Here is a 16,804-nt window from a genome sequence, read left to right as displayed (position 1 = left end):
ATCTATTCAACGTTAAATTCGCACTTGTGAAAGTGCGGAGAATCGTTTCAAAAAGGGGCTTTATGCCCCTTTATTATTGACCCAGAACCATTGGAGAAATTTATGCAGCTCACCGTTGATATCTCAATGTATCCCCTCAAAGACGACTTCATTACGCCTATTACATGGTTTATTGAACGCGTTGCTACATACCCCACCATACAGCGTAAAACCAATGCGCTTGCGACCCAAATTGTTGGCCCATATGACGATGTGATGAAAATGTTGTCGAACGAGATGAAAGCTTCCCATGAAAAGTTTGGGCAAGCGGTCTTTGTGTGCAAATTTCTGTGTGGAGCACGCGAGTTAGACTTTGACGACACCTTTGGCCAGACCCAATCGGATGCATGAATAAATGAATGAATGGTTCCAAAGTATTGGTGTTGAAGCCACAGCTATGACAGGGTGGGAAGCGGTGGCTGTTGTGCTCGCTATGGCTTATCTATTGCTGGCGATGAAGCGGAGTTTGTGGTGCTGGCCTGCTGCATTTGTCAGTACCTTGATTTATACCGTGTTATTTTGGAATGTTGCTTTGCTGATGGAATCGGCTCTCAATGTGTTTTACATGGTTATGGCTATTTATGGGTATTGGCAATGGCGGTATGGCGATCCGGATGACTTATCTGGCGAATCACACGGAGCTCAGATCCATACTTGGACTATCAAACGCCATTTTCAAGTCATGATCGCAACGGCTTGTGTCGCTGCTTTGGCGGGCTATTTGATGAGCAAATATACTCATGCCGATATGCCCTATTTAGATGCGGCCACCACATGTTTTGCCGTTGTTGGCACATTTATGTTGGCCTACAAAGTGCTAGAGACTTGGCTGTACTGGGTTGTGATTGACCTAGCTTCAATCGTTTTATACGTGAATAAATCATTCATGCTTACCAGTGCGTTATTTGTAGGATATGTTGTGCTTGCCGCCGTGAGCTATTTTGTATGGCGTCGAGCCATGCACGAGGAATCACATGCTCACGCCTGAGCAATGCCTGAAAAAGTCAGGACTCCAGGGCGATTGGGTGATCCGCTCCATTGATCAAGGGCTGAGCCATAGTCACTACAAAGTCGTTGCTCATGAGGGCCGCGAGGTTCGTGCGGTATACGCAATGAGAATCTATCAAACCCATGATCGACCTTGGCTCGATCATTCACATGAACTCAATGTATTAACTCAGGCGTCTAACTTGGGCCTTGCGCCCCAGTTGATTTATCGCTCAGCCGATGACAATTTTTTTATCAGTGAATTCATTGAACATCGGCCGTTGAAAGTTTGCACCGAAGGCTCGGCCTTGTCGTTTGAACAGGGGAGGTTGTTATTGGCGCAATTACGCCAGATGACGATTGAGCGCAAAATGTCGATGGCGGAGCGATACACACAATACGTGTTGAAAGCTCGGCAGTTGCGCCCTTCGGTGATTCATGATCCCAAGTTTATCCATGTGTGTTCTGTAGCAGATCGCGCACTGTCTGTTCTAAATCTAAGCCAATGGCAATGGCAGCCAGTGTTTCTCGATTGGCATGAACAAAATTTACTGTACACGCCCCAGAATTTGTATCTAATCGATTATGAATACTGCTGTTTGAGTGCCTTGCCGCTGGAAATGGCGAGTTTATATGAGAGCCGATTATTTGATGATCATCAATGGCATCAACTTAAGCAGTGGATGGAAGTCACGTACAACGAAACTGTTTCCGAATTGCAACTCCATGCCGCTCGAATTTTATACCTTGCCATGTGTTATGTGTGGTATATCGCCAGTGATGTCAACGCAGAACAAGACTTCCCTGAGATATTAGCGCGCATCGCACGGCTCACAGAAGATAAATGATTCTCATCTCGCTGTTATGTTACAAACTATGTGTAGGCGCTTTACTCTTAACATACAGCCGCTACATTGGTGGGTAACGAGATAATTTTTCAAGGGAATGATTTTGAACATAAATTCGCGAACCATGATTCGGCTGTGCTCGCTTGTCGCTGTTGTGACTGCACTGATGCCTGTTGGGGCGGTGCAAGCTGCTGACGATAAGCTGTTTAATTCCCTCTCTGTGCAAACCCCATTTGATATTACGCACTCGATTCTAGCGGTTGACGTATTGCCGGATGCGGGCAAAGAATTGCTGGTGTTCGGCGTTGATGGTGATAATAAACGCTGGATGTCCATTTATAAAAAAGACCAACAGAGTTACAAAATTAACGACAAGATAGCACTGCCGGATGACGCCTATGCATTCGATATCGGTGAATACGTTGACGGTCAATTGCAGCAAATCTATGTGCTTACACAAGGGCAGCTCAATCGGTTTGAACCGTCTCAATCAGAACAGTTTGGTGCGTTTATTGCGGTGTCACCGGTCAACGCAATTGCGATTAAATCATCAGTTGATTTCATTTCTAAAAGTGAATTTGTACAAGACGTTAATGGTGATGGGCGGGTAGACATCTTTATCACTGACTTTGCCAAAACGAATCTGTTATTGGGGCAGCAAGATGGCTCTTTTTTGCGGCAGGAATTGCCGATTAAACCCAATGTTTTGTTGTTTGAGGGCGGTGCAACTTATTCGAAACCTACGATTTATGTGGCTGATATGAATCTCGATGGTGCCACCGATTTAGTTACGATTGGGGAAGGTGAGCTTCAATTTTTTGCACAGGCAGAACAAGGCTTGTTTACAGAAAACCCATCAACCATTGCTGTGGAACCATCCATTAGTGGTTTAAATTGGTGGGATAAGCGAGATGCGTTTGGTGAAAACCTCGACCAAAGTCAACTCGTATTCCGTAGTGTTGAAACGCTTGAGGACATCAACAATGATCAGCTTCCAGATTTGATTGTGCGTTACACCCAAAGCTCTGGAGTGCTTGATCGGGTGAATGACTACGAAATCTATTTAGGCCAAAAAACAGTGGATGGACTGAGCTTTTCAAACACACCTCATACCGTCATTCAATCCGAAGGTACGCTCGCAGGATTCAAGGTTCTCGATCTCAATGATGATGGCCGTTCAGAAGTAATGGTGTCAGGCTTTGATATTGGCGTGTCGCAAATTGTAGGCGCTTTACTCTCAGGTAGTATCGACCAAGATATTCATTTATTTCAGCTGGATGCGAATAATAAATTCGCTGAAAAACCGAACTTCAGTGAACAAGTTGAACTGAGTTTTAGCCTAACATCTGGCCAGAGCGGTGCGCCAGTGGTTGAAGCCGCTGACATTAATGGCGATGGCATCAAAGACTTGGTGCTATCCGACGATGAGTCGTTAAAAGTATTTAACGGTATGACTGGCACTCGGATGTTCAACTCTCGTGGGGTATCGCAGGAACTTCAGCTGCCCAATAGCGGGAATATGCTTACCATTGATGACCTCAATGGTGATAATAAAGACGACATCATGATGAAATTTGGCCGTCAAGATAACGCTGAATTGCGTAGTACATTTACGATTTTAATCGCTCGCTAACCTCTTTTTTTATCTCATTAGTTCACGGTGCATGGATGCTGCTGTGAGTTGATGAAATGTTTCTAAATCTCCTCCTTTGTGATGCCATAAAGTTCAATCGTATGGTGCTTAAATGCTGGATATACTCGTGTTTTCGGCTGTTTCCTGAATGTGTTAATTAGCACCTGTACATCAATCTATATTGAATCCATTCTGCGCAAAAAATTTTATAGCTTTTTAAGCGGTGCTGGCCCGAACAGAGCTCGTTGTAGCACTTCTATTACAACAAAAAGTGCAGTGAGGAAATGGAATGAAAATAACGATGTGGAGTGGACTCTGTTCGTTGCTATTTTTAGCAAGTGCTGGAGCAGAGGTTGTGACTTACCCTTGGCCTGAAACAGCGCCAGAATCAGCGCGTTATGAAGTGAATATCTATCAAGATTGTGAGCAATATCAGCCACGTACTTTGTATTCAGAACCACAGCTTGAACAAGGGCCTGATGGTGACGGTGTAACGGGCTTGATTGAAGATCGAAGCTTGTCCTACACCCCATTTTCAGTCACTGGTGAAGTGTTGGTTGAAGCCACCAAATTATATGGTTCGGAAGCTCAGCGAGTTGAAATTTCGCCGTTGTCATATGGCATCTTACCAGAGTATTTTGATGGTCGAACGGTGCGATTCACCCTACCTGATAATCTTGACCCGGCTTATATCAGCGTGAATTTTATCAGTGCTGACAACAAAGATGCGGGCAACCTCAATGCCGTCAACGTCAAGCATGGTTTAGTGATTTTTGCTGATGCTCCTGAATCCAATGTGCCTGACTTAAATCAAGCAGGTGTGGTTGATTTTTCGATAGGAACACGCCAGCAAATTGAAAATGCCGATGTGATCTATTTTCCTGCTGGCGATCATGATTTACGCCAAAAATTTGGTCGCATTGATAATGCAGTGGGCACCGATGCGCGATTATTCTTGCAACGCAACGGCCAGCAAATCTACTTCGCCCCCGGGGCTTATGTTCGAGGGTCTATTGATGCCAATCGATATAATAACATTCGAGTGACAGGGCGCGGTGTGATCAGTGGCGGTGACTTCTATTGGCACTATTTCCAAGATCCCAACACCAGCAAAGGTAAAACAGCATATCTAGACTTTACCGGCAGTAATGACTCCGAATTTGAAGGGTTTATTATTGAAAACCCAACGCATCACACCATGCCATCTGGACTCAATTCAACCATCCGCAATATTAAGATTATTGGCTGGGCATCCAACCATGACGGTGTTCGCCCCGGTGGTGGATCATTAGTTGAGAAGGTATTTATCAAAACCAGCGATGACTTGGACTACGCTCGTGATCCACATGTATTCAAAGACAGTGTGATTTGGCCGATGCGCAACGGCGCTTTTGGCATGTTGGGCTGGAACAACCTCGGCACTGGGTTTACTGAATACGACAACATTCGCTTTATTCACTCTGAATGGGATATTCCTGCTGACGAAAAACGCAATACCGGCATGATTGGCTCGGTATTGAATCAAGGAATTTTCTTAGAGCAAAACACGCTCGAAAATGTTTACGCCGAGTTTGGTGCAGGCATGATCGCCAACATTAGTATTGAATTTGAGCAGCAGTCTGACGCCGCTAAAAATCAGCCCGTAAATGGCAGTTGGGGTGAACTCAAAGACTTCACTTTTAAAAACATTTTAATGGAGCTGCCATTCCAAAATTCAGGTCGCGAACTGGTTAAAAATCAGCTGAAAGGTTTTGAAAAAGATGGCGCGAAAGCCACCATTCATGACTTTGACTTTATCAACATTATCGCTGGCGACACAGTTGTTACCAATGCCAACGCCAGTGATTACTTTGATATCGACCCGAACACGACATACAACATTAACTTCACAACAGAAGGCAACATCTACACTGTTTTCTCATCAGCGAATGCGGGTGGGATTTTAAGCCCAGCGGGCAATCTACCCACACCAGAAGGAATGGACCGTTATATCAATATTGTGCCTGATGCGGGGTATCGCATTGCCGATGTTCAGATCGATGGTCAAAGTGTGGGGGCTAAGCAACTAGTGCTGCTGAAGAATGTTCAACGCGATTATAACGTCACTGTTCACTTTGAGGCGGGTCAATCGTCGGATGGCGAACCTCTCGATTGCTCGGTACCCGACCAAAACTTAAAGCCTTCATTGACTCTCACTTATCCACAGGTAGGCACAGAGTTTGAAACAGGAGCTAGGGTACCCATTGTGGTCGATGGATTGGATGTAGACGGTTACATCACCCAAGTGGAATTTTTAATCAATGGTCAAAGCATTGGTGTTGATTATGCGCGCCCTTACATGGCTCAGCTCCAGTCGCTTGCCAGTGGTGGTGAGACTGTGGTGGCGGTTGCAACGGATGATGATGGTGCGCAGCAGAGCTTGTCCATCGTGATTAACACGCCAAGTGCGCCAGTTGAAGTGATTAATATTAATGATCTGGCTGTTGTTCAGCTCGGTTGTGATGATGCTGAATTGACATGGAGTGATGTGGCTGGTGCTGATAAATATCGAGTGCGTCGGCGCCTCACGGCGGATAGTACTTATAAAAATATTGGTGATGTAACCCCAGGAGTGGGTTATTTCCATGACACCTCCAATCGAGAGGATAATGCCAGCTATGTCTACATGGTGCGGCCCATGCTCGATGGCAAGGCGGTCAAGATTTCAAATACTCCTACGGTTATTAACCAATGCAATTAAGCCGTGATTGACACGTATCTTTAATCAGTGATGAAAGGTTGAATATGAGCATGATTAAAACATCTATAGTGGCAGTCGCATGTGTGCTGTCGGGGATTGCGCAGGCCTCTGTGTTGTATGATTCGGCTGATGTTGCGCCAAACCTATTTGATATCGGGACAAGTGATAATGTTGCGATTGTGCCTCAACAACTTGCCGGCCAATTTAATGTGGCCGAAACCATTGAGATGACTACAGTTTCAGTATTTGGTGCGTACGCCGATTGGAGCCATTTTATTCCGGGGATTGCTGGGAATACTAGCGTCGACAATTTTAATGTTTCAGTGTTATCGGGTGACAACGGGGATGCGGTCGTCAGCTCGAATATTGCCACTTCGGTTACTCGAACGCTTGCCGCTACTGCTGCAGATATTGGTTGGTTTTACGATATTTACCGCTACGAATTCAGTGTTAACTCAACGGTGCTCGAAGGCGGCAAAGATTATTGGTTGGCGGTATCGAATACGACTCCGAGCCTTGATATTGAGTGGGGATGGGCAACTAGCTCTAACCCGACGAGTAGCTCGTTAGTGTCGTTGGACCAAGGCAACTCATGGCGTTATAACGGCGGTAGCCTTGCCTTTAGTATTGAAGGTGATGTGGTGAGTGTAGATGTTCCAGAGCCCAATGTGTTGGTGGTATTCATGTTGGGACTATTGGCACTACTAGCAGTGACGAAGCGTCGTATTCACGATTAGATCATGTGTCTGTTTGAAATGAAAAGGCCTTCAATATCGAAGGCCTTTTTTTCTTTTTAACCGTTATTTTAAGTGTTGCTCGAACAGTTTAAATATACGTTTGTATTCGTCTAGCCAGCTCGACGGCTCTTTAAACCCGTGAGGCTCAACCGGGAATATGGCGGTTTCAAAATTATCTTTTTCAAGCTCGATTAAACGTTGAACAAGGCGAACAACGTCTTGAAAAAACACATTGTCGTCCAGCATTGGAGCATTAATCAGCAAAGGCTTACTCAGTCCTTCCGCATGATAAATAGGCGAGCTGACTCGGTAGGCTTGTGGGTCTAAGTCTGGGGTGTTCAGTATATTCGAGGTGTAGGGAGCATTGTAATGTGCCCAGTCTGTCACGGGGCGAAGCGCCGCTCCCGCAGCAAATAAATCAGGCTCGTTAAACAAAGCCATAAAGGTTAAGAAACCACCGTAAGAGCCGCCATATACCCCCACTTTATCTTGGGCTACATTGGCATTGGTGGCCATCCATTGTACGCCGGCAGCCATGTCTTCCACTTCAGGGTATCCCATGTTGCGGTAGATGGCGGTGCGCCAATCTCGGCCGTACCCAGCAGAAGCTCGGTAGTCAATATCCATCACCACATAGCCATGCTCGGTGAGAAAATTGTGAAACATATATTCGCGGAAATAGCCTGACCATCCGGCATGCACGTTTTGTAAGTAACCCGCCCCATGAACAAACATTACTGCAGGGTATTGTTCAGCGCGGGTTGCATCGTAATCAGTTGGGTAGAACACCTTTGCATACACAGGCAAAGTGCTGTGAGGGGTCTCGATCGCAATCGTCTCAGGCACTTGCCACTCCATACTTTTGAACGTGTCTGACGTGATGTGAGTCAATTGTTGAGGCTCTTGAGTCGGGGCGAGTTGACTGAAGAATAGCTCTGGCGGTTGGTCCATTTTTGAATGAGTTAATGCTAATGAGTCGTCCGCTGGACTGAGGATGAAATCGGTCATGCCGTTGAGATCTGTCATGGCCTCAATGCGACCACTTTCTATTGCCACTCGATATATTTCATAAATGCCGGGTGATTTCTTATTTGCTTTAAAATAGATATGTTCTTGGTTTGACGAGACTTTTGGAAACTGCACTTCAAAGGCACCCGACACTAACGTTGTCTCTGCACCATTGGGTGTTTTTAAATACAGAGCGCTATAGCCCGACTGCTCTGACAGGTAATAAATCGAGTCACCAACCCAACCAAAATTGTTAAAGCTATAATTGACCCACGCATCGTCATGCAATCGGTGTTGAGAGCGAATGTTCGCCTGTGTATCAACCGTTGCGATCCAGCGGTCTTTATTGTCGTTGGCTTCAACCATGATGGCCAGTTGATCGCGCGTAGGGTGCCACTGTAGAGATGGCGAACCATCGCCCCAATTGGCCATTAGCTGCAACGAGCGCGGTTGAGCTTCTGGGGCTTGGTACTGCTTGCCGTATGCTTTTTTATTGGCGTCTCGGACTGACTTAAAGACGTCATCTTTCATGCCCGGCAAAGCATCTAAATCAACAATATGCTGGCTGCCTTGCTGGGTATCAATTAGCAGCATTTTCAATGCTGCGGGTACATCATCGGCTACGCGAACTCGAACATCTCGTGCTTCGATGGTTCCGTTGGCTGTGATGTAGTTGGGCATAATATTGTCGTCTGACTTTGGTATTTGTTTGTTTTGGTATGCGACCACCAGCCAGCGCCCCGACGGTGACAGTGCCGAGTCGACCAACTCGTGATCTTCTCCCAAATATACCGGTGCTTTGGTGGCTGATGGATCGCTGCGTTTCCAGTTTTCATCGGCTTTGTATGCGCGAATGGCTTTGGTTTGATTGCTGGCGATCCATTGAATGAGTTCGGCTTGCTCCTGCTCTAAGTAACCTTGTGGTGAGGCTGGCGCCTGTGGTGTTTTCTCAAATCTAAAGTCAACAAGTTGATGTGATAAGCCTTTTACAGGGTCGATAGCAAAATATTGATTGCCTTGTCGGTAAGCAATACGTCCATCGGTTAAAAATCTTGGTTTTTTAACATGTTCACTGTTTTGGGTGAGTTGCGTAACGCTGCCGCTGGGCAACGATGCCACAAATAAATTACCACGGTGTACATAGGCCTTCAGTGTATTCTGAGGGTTGATAACGCCATTTTCATGGTCGGTTAAATGACGTTCCGCAATTGGAATAATGCGCTGCTGACCATCGAGCGTCACTTCAACACGCTGGGGATAGGTTTGCCCGTTGACCTTTTGATCGTAGTAAACCGCTTGCCCATCCAAACGCCAGTGCGATGCGTTTGGCGCAAATCCAATCCACTTGGGATTTGCCATGATTTGCTCAAGTGTTAACTGCTGCGATGTAGCTGGACGATGACTTTCAACCACAGGGAGTGGAAGTGAGTTAGACGATTGCTGAGGCGCACTCACGTGCTGGGCACAACCGGATAATACAAATGCAGCACCGATCAACAGAGCTGAAATGGAACGATTTGGCATACGAAAACCTATGTGACTTCGCGACTGACGGAGGTCGGAGTGGGAATAATTTTTCAGATATTATACAACACGCGATAAATCCGCAGGGGGCAGGATCAAAAGATCGTGGTTGAGTTATGGAAGGGGAAATGAACAGTTGCTGATTCATCCCTGAATCAGCTTTGCGCTTTAGAATTTGCCCTGCAATGCTGAAGGGGTTACATCAACCGTTGTGTCTTCATTTGAAATCATAAATTGGTTGTCTTGACGATTGACCGACAAATGCATGGTACGTTGTACAAGTTGCTCCAATGCATCGCAATCTTCATCACTGATTTGAATCACTGTGAGGTTGTCAAAAGCTGAAAATAAACGCTCATTTTGTTTCCACCAAACCGACACGGCATTGTCTCCGTAACAGAGCAATATTGCTTGTCGCGCTCGGCTACAGGCTTTTTTTATGCGCTTGGTATCGGGCGTTCCTAGCTCGATCCATATGTCGATGGTGTTGTCGGGTTGAACGTGCCAAAGTTCTGGTTCATCATCCGCGCACAAGCCCTTAGTAAAGCTTAAATCGTCGTGAGCATAAATGGCGTAAGCGAGCACGCGCACCATCATTCGGCGCAAGGTCTCGCTTGGGTGTTGAGCAAGCGTAAACGAGTGATCCTGATAGTGGTGGCGGTCCATGTCTGCTATTTGTAAACTGGCTTTGTAAATCGTCGATTTAAGCGTCATATCAGGCTCCTTTCATAAAGAAGGCGCTACTATACCTGAATGTTCGGCAGAGCGAACAAGTCATTTATACAGATTGGTTTGCGCTTAGGTTTGTAGCGCTCCTTGTTTGGCTTATTTCCCTGCAACCTTCACTTTATGGCGCTGCATCAATGCCAAAAATCCTTCAGCAGCAAACCCATGCATATGACGGCCAATATGCCGCTGAGTGATTTCCAGAACAAAACAGGGTCGCGCTTCATCAATGGCGCGGCCTCATGCTGGTCGAGCAATTCGGGATTGGGGTGATTTAAATCTTGTAGGAATTCTGAATAAGAATCCGGACGTATGTCAGCCACAGGAGAGCAAGCACGTTCGAGCGACAGGTCAATCCATTTTGGCAAGTCGGGACGCAATTGACGCAAGGGGCGGTAGTTCCATGCACCAATATCATTGGGGATTTGATAGCGGCTCGCGCCCGTTTTAAATGGCAAAGCACCAGCCAACATTTCGTACATGACCACGGCCAATGAGAACATGTCAGATTTAAATGTGGCGCTCTGATTGAGCAAGTATTCTGGCGCAATATAGTCGGCAGAGCCTTGCGGGGCCGCATGTTTTTCATGGCCCTCATGCTCTTCAAGACCCGATGCTTGCACAGTGCCAAAGTCGATGATTTTAACGTGGCCGTTGGTGTTGATGATGATATTTTCTGGCTTGAGATCGCGGTGCAACATATCGTTGCGCTGAAAAGCCCGAACCGCTTTGGTGGTTTCACGAATAATATCGCGCACTTGATTCAGGCTTGGTTTAGGGTTATCGACCATCCATTGGCGTAAATTCTGCCCCGGCAAGTATTCGCAAAGATGATAAATAAATGGACTTTTTTGCGGACGATCGAAAATTCGCATGATGTTGGGGTAGTTCAACATCTTGCCAATCCATTCTTCTTTGACGAAGCCTTCTAAGTAACTCATGTCCCCTGCAAAATGAGCCGAAGGGGCTTTTAGTACAAATTGCTCTTCATCCTTATTTTCAACCACGTACACATGGCTGCGAGTGCCTGAGAATAAAATATGTTTTACCGTAAGGCCGTCAATCTTTTGCCCCGGCTTCATCACCGGCGGGATGACACCCTCTTGTGCAGCTTGGCGGGCTTCGGTCATACCGGCTTCGGGGACTTCGTCCACGCGCAATATTAAACAGCTAATATTGTCATCAGAGCCATTTTTTTGAGCACGTTCACAGAGTGTTTGAGCAAATTCTTCAAGGTTATTGCCTTGTTCTAATAGCAGCTCAGATAGGTAATCTTGCGTGTCTAAATAGCGGTAAAACCCGTCAGTAACGAGCAAGTAGAAATCGCCCTCTTCAAGGCTGAATTGCTGCGTATCGAGTTCTAAGTGCGAATCAATACCTAACGCTCTTGAAAGCGCCTCATGGCCACCAAACGGTTGTATGTGATCACGCGTGAGGCATTGAGCTTTGCCTGCTCGAATGCGATAAAGACGGCTGTCGCCTGCGTGAAAAAACCAACCGTTTCTGCCTTTGGCAATAAATGAGGTGAATGTGGTGACATAGGCTTGGCTGCGTTCATGGCGCTGGTTGTGGCTAAAGAACCATTGATTGAGCGGAGACAATACGGCTGCTGCTGATTTTCCAACACTCCACGATGCTTTGGTATTCAAATAGTCTTGAATGAATTGAGTGACGGCAGTTTGAGACGCAACTTGAGACTGATCGCTGACGCTGACACCATCAGCTACCGCCGCGACAATGCCTTTACGCGACGAAATATGTTGTGCAGGAACCTTGGCTGCAAATGCGTCTTGGTTGATGGCTTTAACGCCTGCGGTGGAAAAACCACCGACGGTCATGCTCAGTTGTTTCATAAGTCTCTCAACTGTTTCTCAACTAAAAAGCGGACCGAGGTCCGCTTTATTTATTCTTATTGTTGTAGGGTATTCAAGCAATGGCCTATTTCAAGGCCACTGTATTAGTTCACTTGAATCAGTTCTACTGTGCCGTCTTCACGGATTTCAGTCATATGTCCTTCAGGCTCTTCCATCAGTAGCAGTGTAATGAAACCAAGCACTGCAGTTGCGGCAATTACCAAGAAGAAAGTAGACGCAGGTACGAGGCTGAAGATGGTTAAATAGACAACCGCCCCCACATTACCATAGGCACCTGTCATTCCCGCAATTTGTCCGGTTAAACGACGTTTAATCAGTGGCACTACAGCAAATACCGCACCTTCACCTGCTTGCACGAAGAATGAACATGCCATGGCGCATACAATGGCAATCCAAAGAGGCCATGTCGCATCAATCAAGCTCATTGCAAAGTAACCTGCTGCCAAACCAGCCGTCAAAATAAGTAGGGTCTTTTTACGGCCAAACTTATCTGAAATTAAACCGCCTCCTGGGCGAGACATTAAGTTCATGAATGCGTAAGCCGAAGCGACTAAACCTGCTACAACTGGGTCTAAACCAAAGGTGTCGGCGAAGAATAATGGCAACATTGAGACCACAGCAAGCTCAGAACCGAATGTTGCGAAGTACAAGACGTTCAATACTGCCACTTGCTTGAACTTGTATTGATGCATAGGCTCTACAGGCTTCACGAACAATTCTTTGTTCACGCTATACGCTTTGTAAGAATCGTAAATGAATAGCAATGCTAAGCCGACATAAATGCCAAGCGCTGCATTCTCGCCAATCAGTGAAACACCGTTGGGTGATAACTTCCAAGTTAACAGCGCAAGAGCTAAGTACATTGGCAGCTTCATGATGATAAGGAACAATAAGTCGCCTTTGCTCGTCACTTCCATTCCGCCAATTTGTTTTGGACGGAAGTAAGTTGAACCTTTTGGCGTATCTGATACGTTGAAGTAGTACACCACCCCCCAGATGATACTTAATACACCTGTAGTTGCGATGGCATAACGCCAGCCGTCATCCCCGCCGTACCAAAGCGCAATGAGTGGCAATAACATTGAACCCGCAGCTGAACCAAAGTTACCCCAACCACCATAAATACCTTCGGCAGTACCGAGTTCATTGTGTGGGAACCATTCACTGACCATGCGAATACCAATCACGAAACCTGCGCCAATAAAGCCCATGAGCAAACGTGAAATAGCCGCCATTTCAAATGTTTCGGCAAACGCGAACATGAAACAAGGAATTGAGCACAGCACTAATAATGCAGAGTAGGTTTTGCGCGGACCAAAGGCATCGGTGAGCATGCCAATAATGATCCGAGCAGGAATCGTCAACGCAACGTTTAAGATCAATAGAGTTTTGACTTGGCTCCCTGTTAAGCCTAGGGAGTCTCCAATTGCTTTGAGTAGTGGCGCGTGGTTAAACCAAACGAAGAATGTGATGAAGAACGCAATCCAACTCATATGCAAGATTTTCATCTTGCCTGTGACTGAGAAGATATTGAGTTTTGTTGAATTATCCATGTCTAAGGGCCTCAAAAATAACTACAAATTTACTTATTTTTATGATGGGCTGACGCTTATGCGCCAACCTCAATTTTTCCGTTTTCAACGCGAACAGGGTAAGTTGCTAGCGTGACAGATTCGTCGTCTAAACAAATCCCGTCTTTCAGTCGAAAGCGTTGTTTTAATAGTGGAGAAGCAACGTAAATTTCGCCGTTGGCATCTCCCAGCAGTCCTCGCGACAACACGCTCGCGTTGCCAAATGGACAAACATTAGAAACGGCATAGACTTCGCCATCTGCTGCGGCTTTAAAAACCGCAACGTGTTGGTCGCCAACTTTTGCACAGATGCCTGTATCAGGCACCAATACAGCTTCTTCGCAAACAGGGGTCCATTGTTGTGTCATTTGAATCACTCCTCTTAATCGACCAGTTCAACACTGGAGATAGACTCTCCGCCATGACGTTTTGATTGTTTTTCAACTTGACTCGCAGGACGACGTTGACCACGTTCTTCAACGAAAGCGAGGTTGTCATCGGTTGCGTCAGTGTTGATGAAGTGCGCAAAACGCTTAAGGCGCTCAGGGCTTTCGATGGTCTTTTTCCACTCACACTCGTATGTGTCAACAATGCGCTGCATGTCTTGCTCTAGGCTTTCGTTTAAGCCGAGTTTGTTGTTGATGACAACATCTTGAAGGTAACCTAAACCACCTTCCATATTCTCCATCCATACCGATGTGCGTTGTAAACGGTCGGCCGTGTGACAGTAGAACATCATGATGCGGTCAATGTACTTCAGTAATGTTTCGTCATCTAAGTCGGTTGCAAATAAGTCGCCATGACGTGGGCGCATACCGCCGTTACCACAGACGTATAGGTTCCAACCTTTGTCGGTTGCAATGACTCCAATATCTTTGCTTTGTGCTTCGGCACATTCGCGGGTACAGCCTGAAACAGCCATTTTCACTTTATGCGGTGAGCGCATGCCGCGGTAGCGCATTTCTAACAGTACTGCCATCGATACAGAATCGAGCATGCCGTAACGACACCACGAGCTACCCACGCATGATTTCACGGTACGTAGTGATTTCCCGTAGGCGTGACCTGTTTCGAAGCCCGCATCAACCAAGCGTTTCCAAATGTCTGGCAATTCGTGTAGCTGAGCTCCGAACATATCGATACGTTGACCGCCGGTGACTTTGGTATAGAGGTTATAGTCGCGCGCCACTTCACCAATGGTAATCAGACCTTCGGGTGTGACTTCACCGCCTAACATACGAGGTACAACGGAGTAAGTGCCGTCTTTTTGCATGTTGGCCAAGAATACATCGTTGGTGTCTTGAAGCGGTAAATGGTCGTCTTTTAAGACATACTCGTTCCACTGGGTGGCCAGCATAGAGCCAATGGCTGGTTTACAAATTTCACAACCATGACCTTGGCCGTGGTCGGCTAATAGATCTTGGAAGCTGGTGTATTTCTTCGCGCGGATAATGTCGAACAATTCTTGGCGGCTGTAGTCAAAGTGCGCACACAGGTTGTTATTGACCTCGACCCCCATTTTTTCCAATTCACAGTTCAATACTTGGCCGACCATGGCCACACAACCGCCACAACCTGTGCCTGCGCCCGTACAAGTTTTGAGGTCGCCAACGGTTTGGTTGCCGTCTTGAATGGCGGTGATCAAGTCGCCTTTGGTGACGTCTAAACACGAACAAATTTGTGCTGCGTCAGGCAGTGCTTCAACGCCCATGCCTCCGCCGGCTTCGCCGTCGATTGCAGGTAGAATTAGGGTTTCCGGATTTTCAGGCAAATCCATACCGGTGAGCATGATTGGCAGCAACGTACCGTAGTTGCTGGTGTCGCCCACCATCACTGCGCCGAGTAGTTTCTTGTTGTCAGAAGATACGATCAAGCGCTTGTACACTTGCTCAGCACCGTTGCTATACACGTAGCTTAAGCTGTCTGGTGTGTTGCCGTGAGCATCACCAATACTACCTACTTCAACACCTAGTAGTTTGAGCTTGGTGCTCATGTCAGCACCCTCAAAGGATTCGTCGCCACCGGTAATATGTGACACAGCTACTTTAGCCATGCTATAACCGGGAGCGACCAGACCAAAGATCCTACTTTTCCAGAGAGCACACTCGCCGATGGCGTAGATGTCAGGATCTGAGGTCTGGCACTCATTGTTGATGACGATGCCGCCGCGCTCACCTATTTCAAGGTCGAACTGACGTGCAAGCTCATCCTGTGGACGAATGCCGGCTGAGAACAGAATCATATCCGTTTCTAAGTGGCTTCCGTCCGCAAACTCCATGCGATAACGATGATCATCACCGTCCGAAATATTCTGTGTTGCTTTACCTGTGTGTACTTGTACACCCAGATCTTCGATTTTAGAGCGAAGTAATTGCCCACCCGCTTCGTCGAGTTGCACCGCCATTAAGCGTGGCGCAAATTCAACAACGTGAACTTCTAGCCCTAGATTTTTCAATGCATTGGCTGCTTCAAGGCCGAGCAAACCGCCCCCCACAACAACACCTCGACGACTTTGCTTTGCAGAGGCTGTCATTGCTTCTAAATCTTCAATGGTGCGATACACTAGACAATGAGGCTGATCGTTACCTGGAATCGGCGGCACGAACGGATAGGAGCCAGTGGCTAAAATGAGTTTGTCGTAAGACTCGACTTCACCATTTTCTGTGGTGATTGTTTTGTCGGTTTTGTTAATGCCTACGACTTTGTCGTTTAACAGATAACGTACACCGCGCTCGTCATAATACTCAGGTGTTGTCATCGCCAAATCATCAGCAGTGCTGCCTGAGAAATATGCGCTCAGTTGAACTCGGTCATAGGCTAAACGCGGTTCTTCTGAAAAAGTGACGATATCAAATTGGTCGCTAGCATCATCGCTTACTAAAGTATCGATGAATTTATGGCCGACCATGCCGTTTCCGACGACGATGATTTTTTGTTTGCTCATTTCTGGCCTCTAAAATTTGGTGTCTGAGGTATTAATTGTGTGCTGGCTCACTTAAGAATTTTGAATTTCACGTGCCGAAGCGAGGTGAGGGGTAAGCGGGTTGCATCATTGGAACCTGGGGGAGATAGAGGAGTAATCCCCATATCAATCGCACACTATTATTATGGTTAAAG

The 16,804-nt window shown here is 46.5% G+C and carries 12 protein-coding genes; 6 read left to right on the top strand and 6 right to left on the bottom strand.

The features are described 5' to 3' along the window. Positions 1-102: 102 nt before the first annotated feature. The 6 genes from NAF29_RS17180 (at position 103) to NAF29_RS17155 (ending at position 6,984) form a co-directional block, all read left to right on the top strand. Positions 103-390, top strand: coding sequence for a YkoF family thiamine/hydroxymethylpyrimidine-binding protein (locus tag NAF29_RS17180; protein WP_251262864.1), 288 nt, complete (start codon positions 103-105; stop codon positions 388-390). Between the two features lie 4 nt (positions 391-394). Then, positions 395-1,027: a nicotinamide riboside transporter PnuC gene (gene pnuC, locus NAF29_RS17175; RefSeq protein WP_251262863.1), complete on the top strand. Its 633-nt coding sequence runs from the start codon at positions 395-397 to the stop codon at positions 1,025-1,027. Beyond that, the gene (locus NAF29_RS17170; protein ID WP_251262862.1) at positions 1,014-1,874 is read left to right on the top strand and encodes a protein kinase family protein; all 861 of its coding nucleotides are present in this window, start codon (positions 1,014-1,016) and stop codon (positions 1,872-1,874) included. Before pnuC ends, NAF29_RS17170 begins: the two co-directional genes overlap by 14 nt. A gap of 103 nt (positions 1,875-1,977) precedes the next feature. Then, complete coding sequence (locus NAF29_RS17165) at positions 1,978-3,507, top strand: FG-GAP repeat domain-containing protein (RefSeq protein WP_251262861.1); 1,530 nt, start codon at positions 1,978-1,980, stop codon at positions 3,505-3,507. Between the two features lie 289 nt (positions 3,508-3,796). Continuing rightward, complete coding sequence (locus NAF29_RS17160) at positions 3,797-6,247, top strand: Ig-like domain-containing protein (RefSeq protein ID WP_251262860.1); 2,451 nt, start codon at positions 3,797-3,799, stop codon at positions 6,245-6,247. Positions 6,248-6,297: 50 nt separating this feature from the next. Next, complete coding sequence (locus NAF29_RS17155) at positions 6,298-6,984, top strand: PEP-CTERM sorting domain-containing protein (RefSeq protein ID WP_251262859.1); 687 nt, start codon at positions 6,298-6,300, stop codon at positions 6,982-6,984. A gap of 63 nt (positions 6,985-7,047) precedes the next feature. On the opposite strand, the gene NAF29_RS17150 is transcribed toward NAF29_RS17155, so the two are convergent. From NAF29_RS17150 to nirB, 6 genes are all read right to left on the bottom strand, one after another. Further along, complete coding sequence (locus NAF29_RS17150; protein ID WP_251262858.1) at positions 7,048-9,516, bottom strand: S9 family peptidase; 2,469 nt, start codon at positions 9,514-9,516, stop codon at positions 7,048-7,050. Positions 9,517-9,684: 168 nt separating this feature from the next. Continuing rightward, complete coding sequence (locus tag NAF29_RS17145; protein WP_251262857.1) at positions 9,685-10,230, bottom strand: YaeQ family protein; 546 nt, start codon at positions 10,228-10,230, stop codon at positions 9,685-9,687. Positions 10,231-10,376: 146 nt separating this feature from the next. After that, the gene (locus NAF29_RS17140) at positions 10,377-12,095 is read right to left on the bottom strand and encodes a bifunctional protein-serine/threonine kinase/phosphatase (RefSeq protein ID WP_251262856.1); all 1,719 of its coding nucleotides are present in this window, start codon (positions 12,093-12,095) and stop codon (positions 10,377-10,379) included. A gap of 104 nt (positions 12,096-12,199) precedes the next feature. Beyond that, positions 12,200-13,669 (bottom strand): NarK family nitrate/nitrite MFS transporter, encoded by a 1,470-nt coding sequence (locus tag NAF29_RS17135; RefSeq protein ID WP_251262855.1) that lies wholly within the window; start codon positions 13,667-13,669, stop codon positions 12,200-12,202. A gap of 56 nt (positions 13,670-13,725) precedes the next feature. Continuing rightward, positions 13,726-14,055, bottom strand: a complete 330-nt coding sequence (gene nirD, locus NAF29_RS17130; RefSeq protein WP_251262854.1) for a nitrite reductase small subunit NirD — start codon at positions 14,053-14,055, stop codon at positions 13,726-13,728. A gap of 14 nt (positions 14,056-14,069) precedes the next feature. Then, positions 14,070-16,631 carry a nitrite reductase large subunit NirB gene (nirB, locus tag NAF29_RS17125; protein ID WP_251262853.1) on the bottom strand — a complete coding sequence of 854 codons (2,562 nt, stop codon included), beginning with the start codon at positions 16,629-16,631 and terminating at the stop codon, positions 14,070-14,072. Between the last annotated feature and the right edge of the window lie 173 nt (positions 16,632-16,804).

The organism is Echinimonas agarilytica (assembly GCF_023703465.1).
GTDB classification, from domain to species: Bacteria; Pseudomonadota; Gammaproteobacteria; order Enterobacterales; family Neiellaceae; genus Echinimonas; species Echinimonas agarilytica.
The sequence above is the reverse complement of the archived record's forward strand: the minus strand, read 5'-3'. Positions and strand labels throughout refer to the sequence as shown.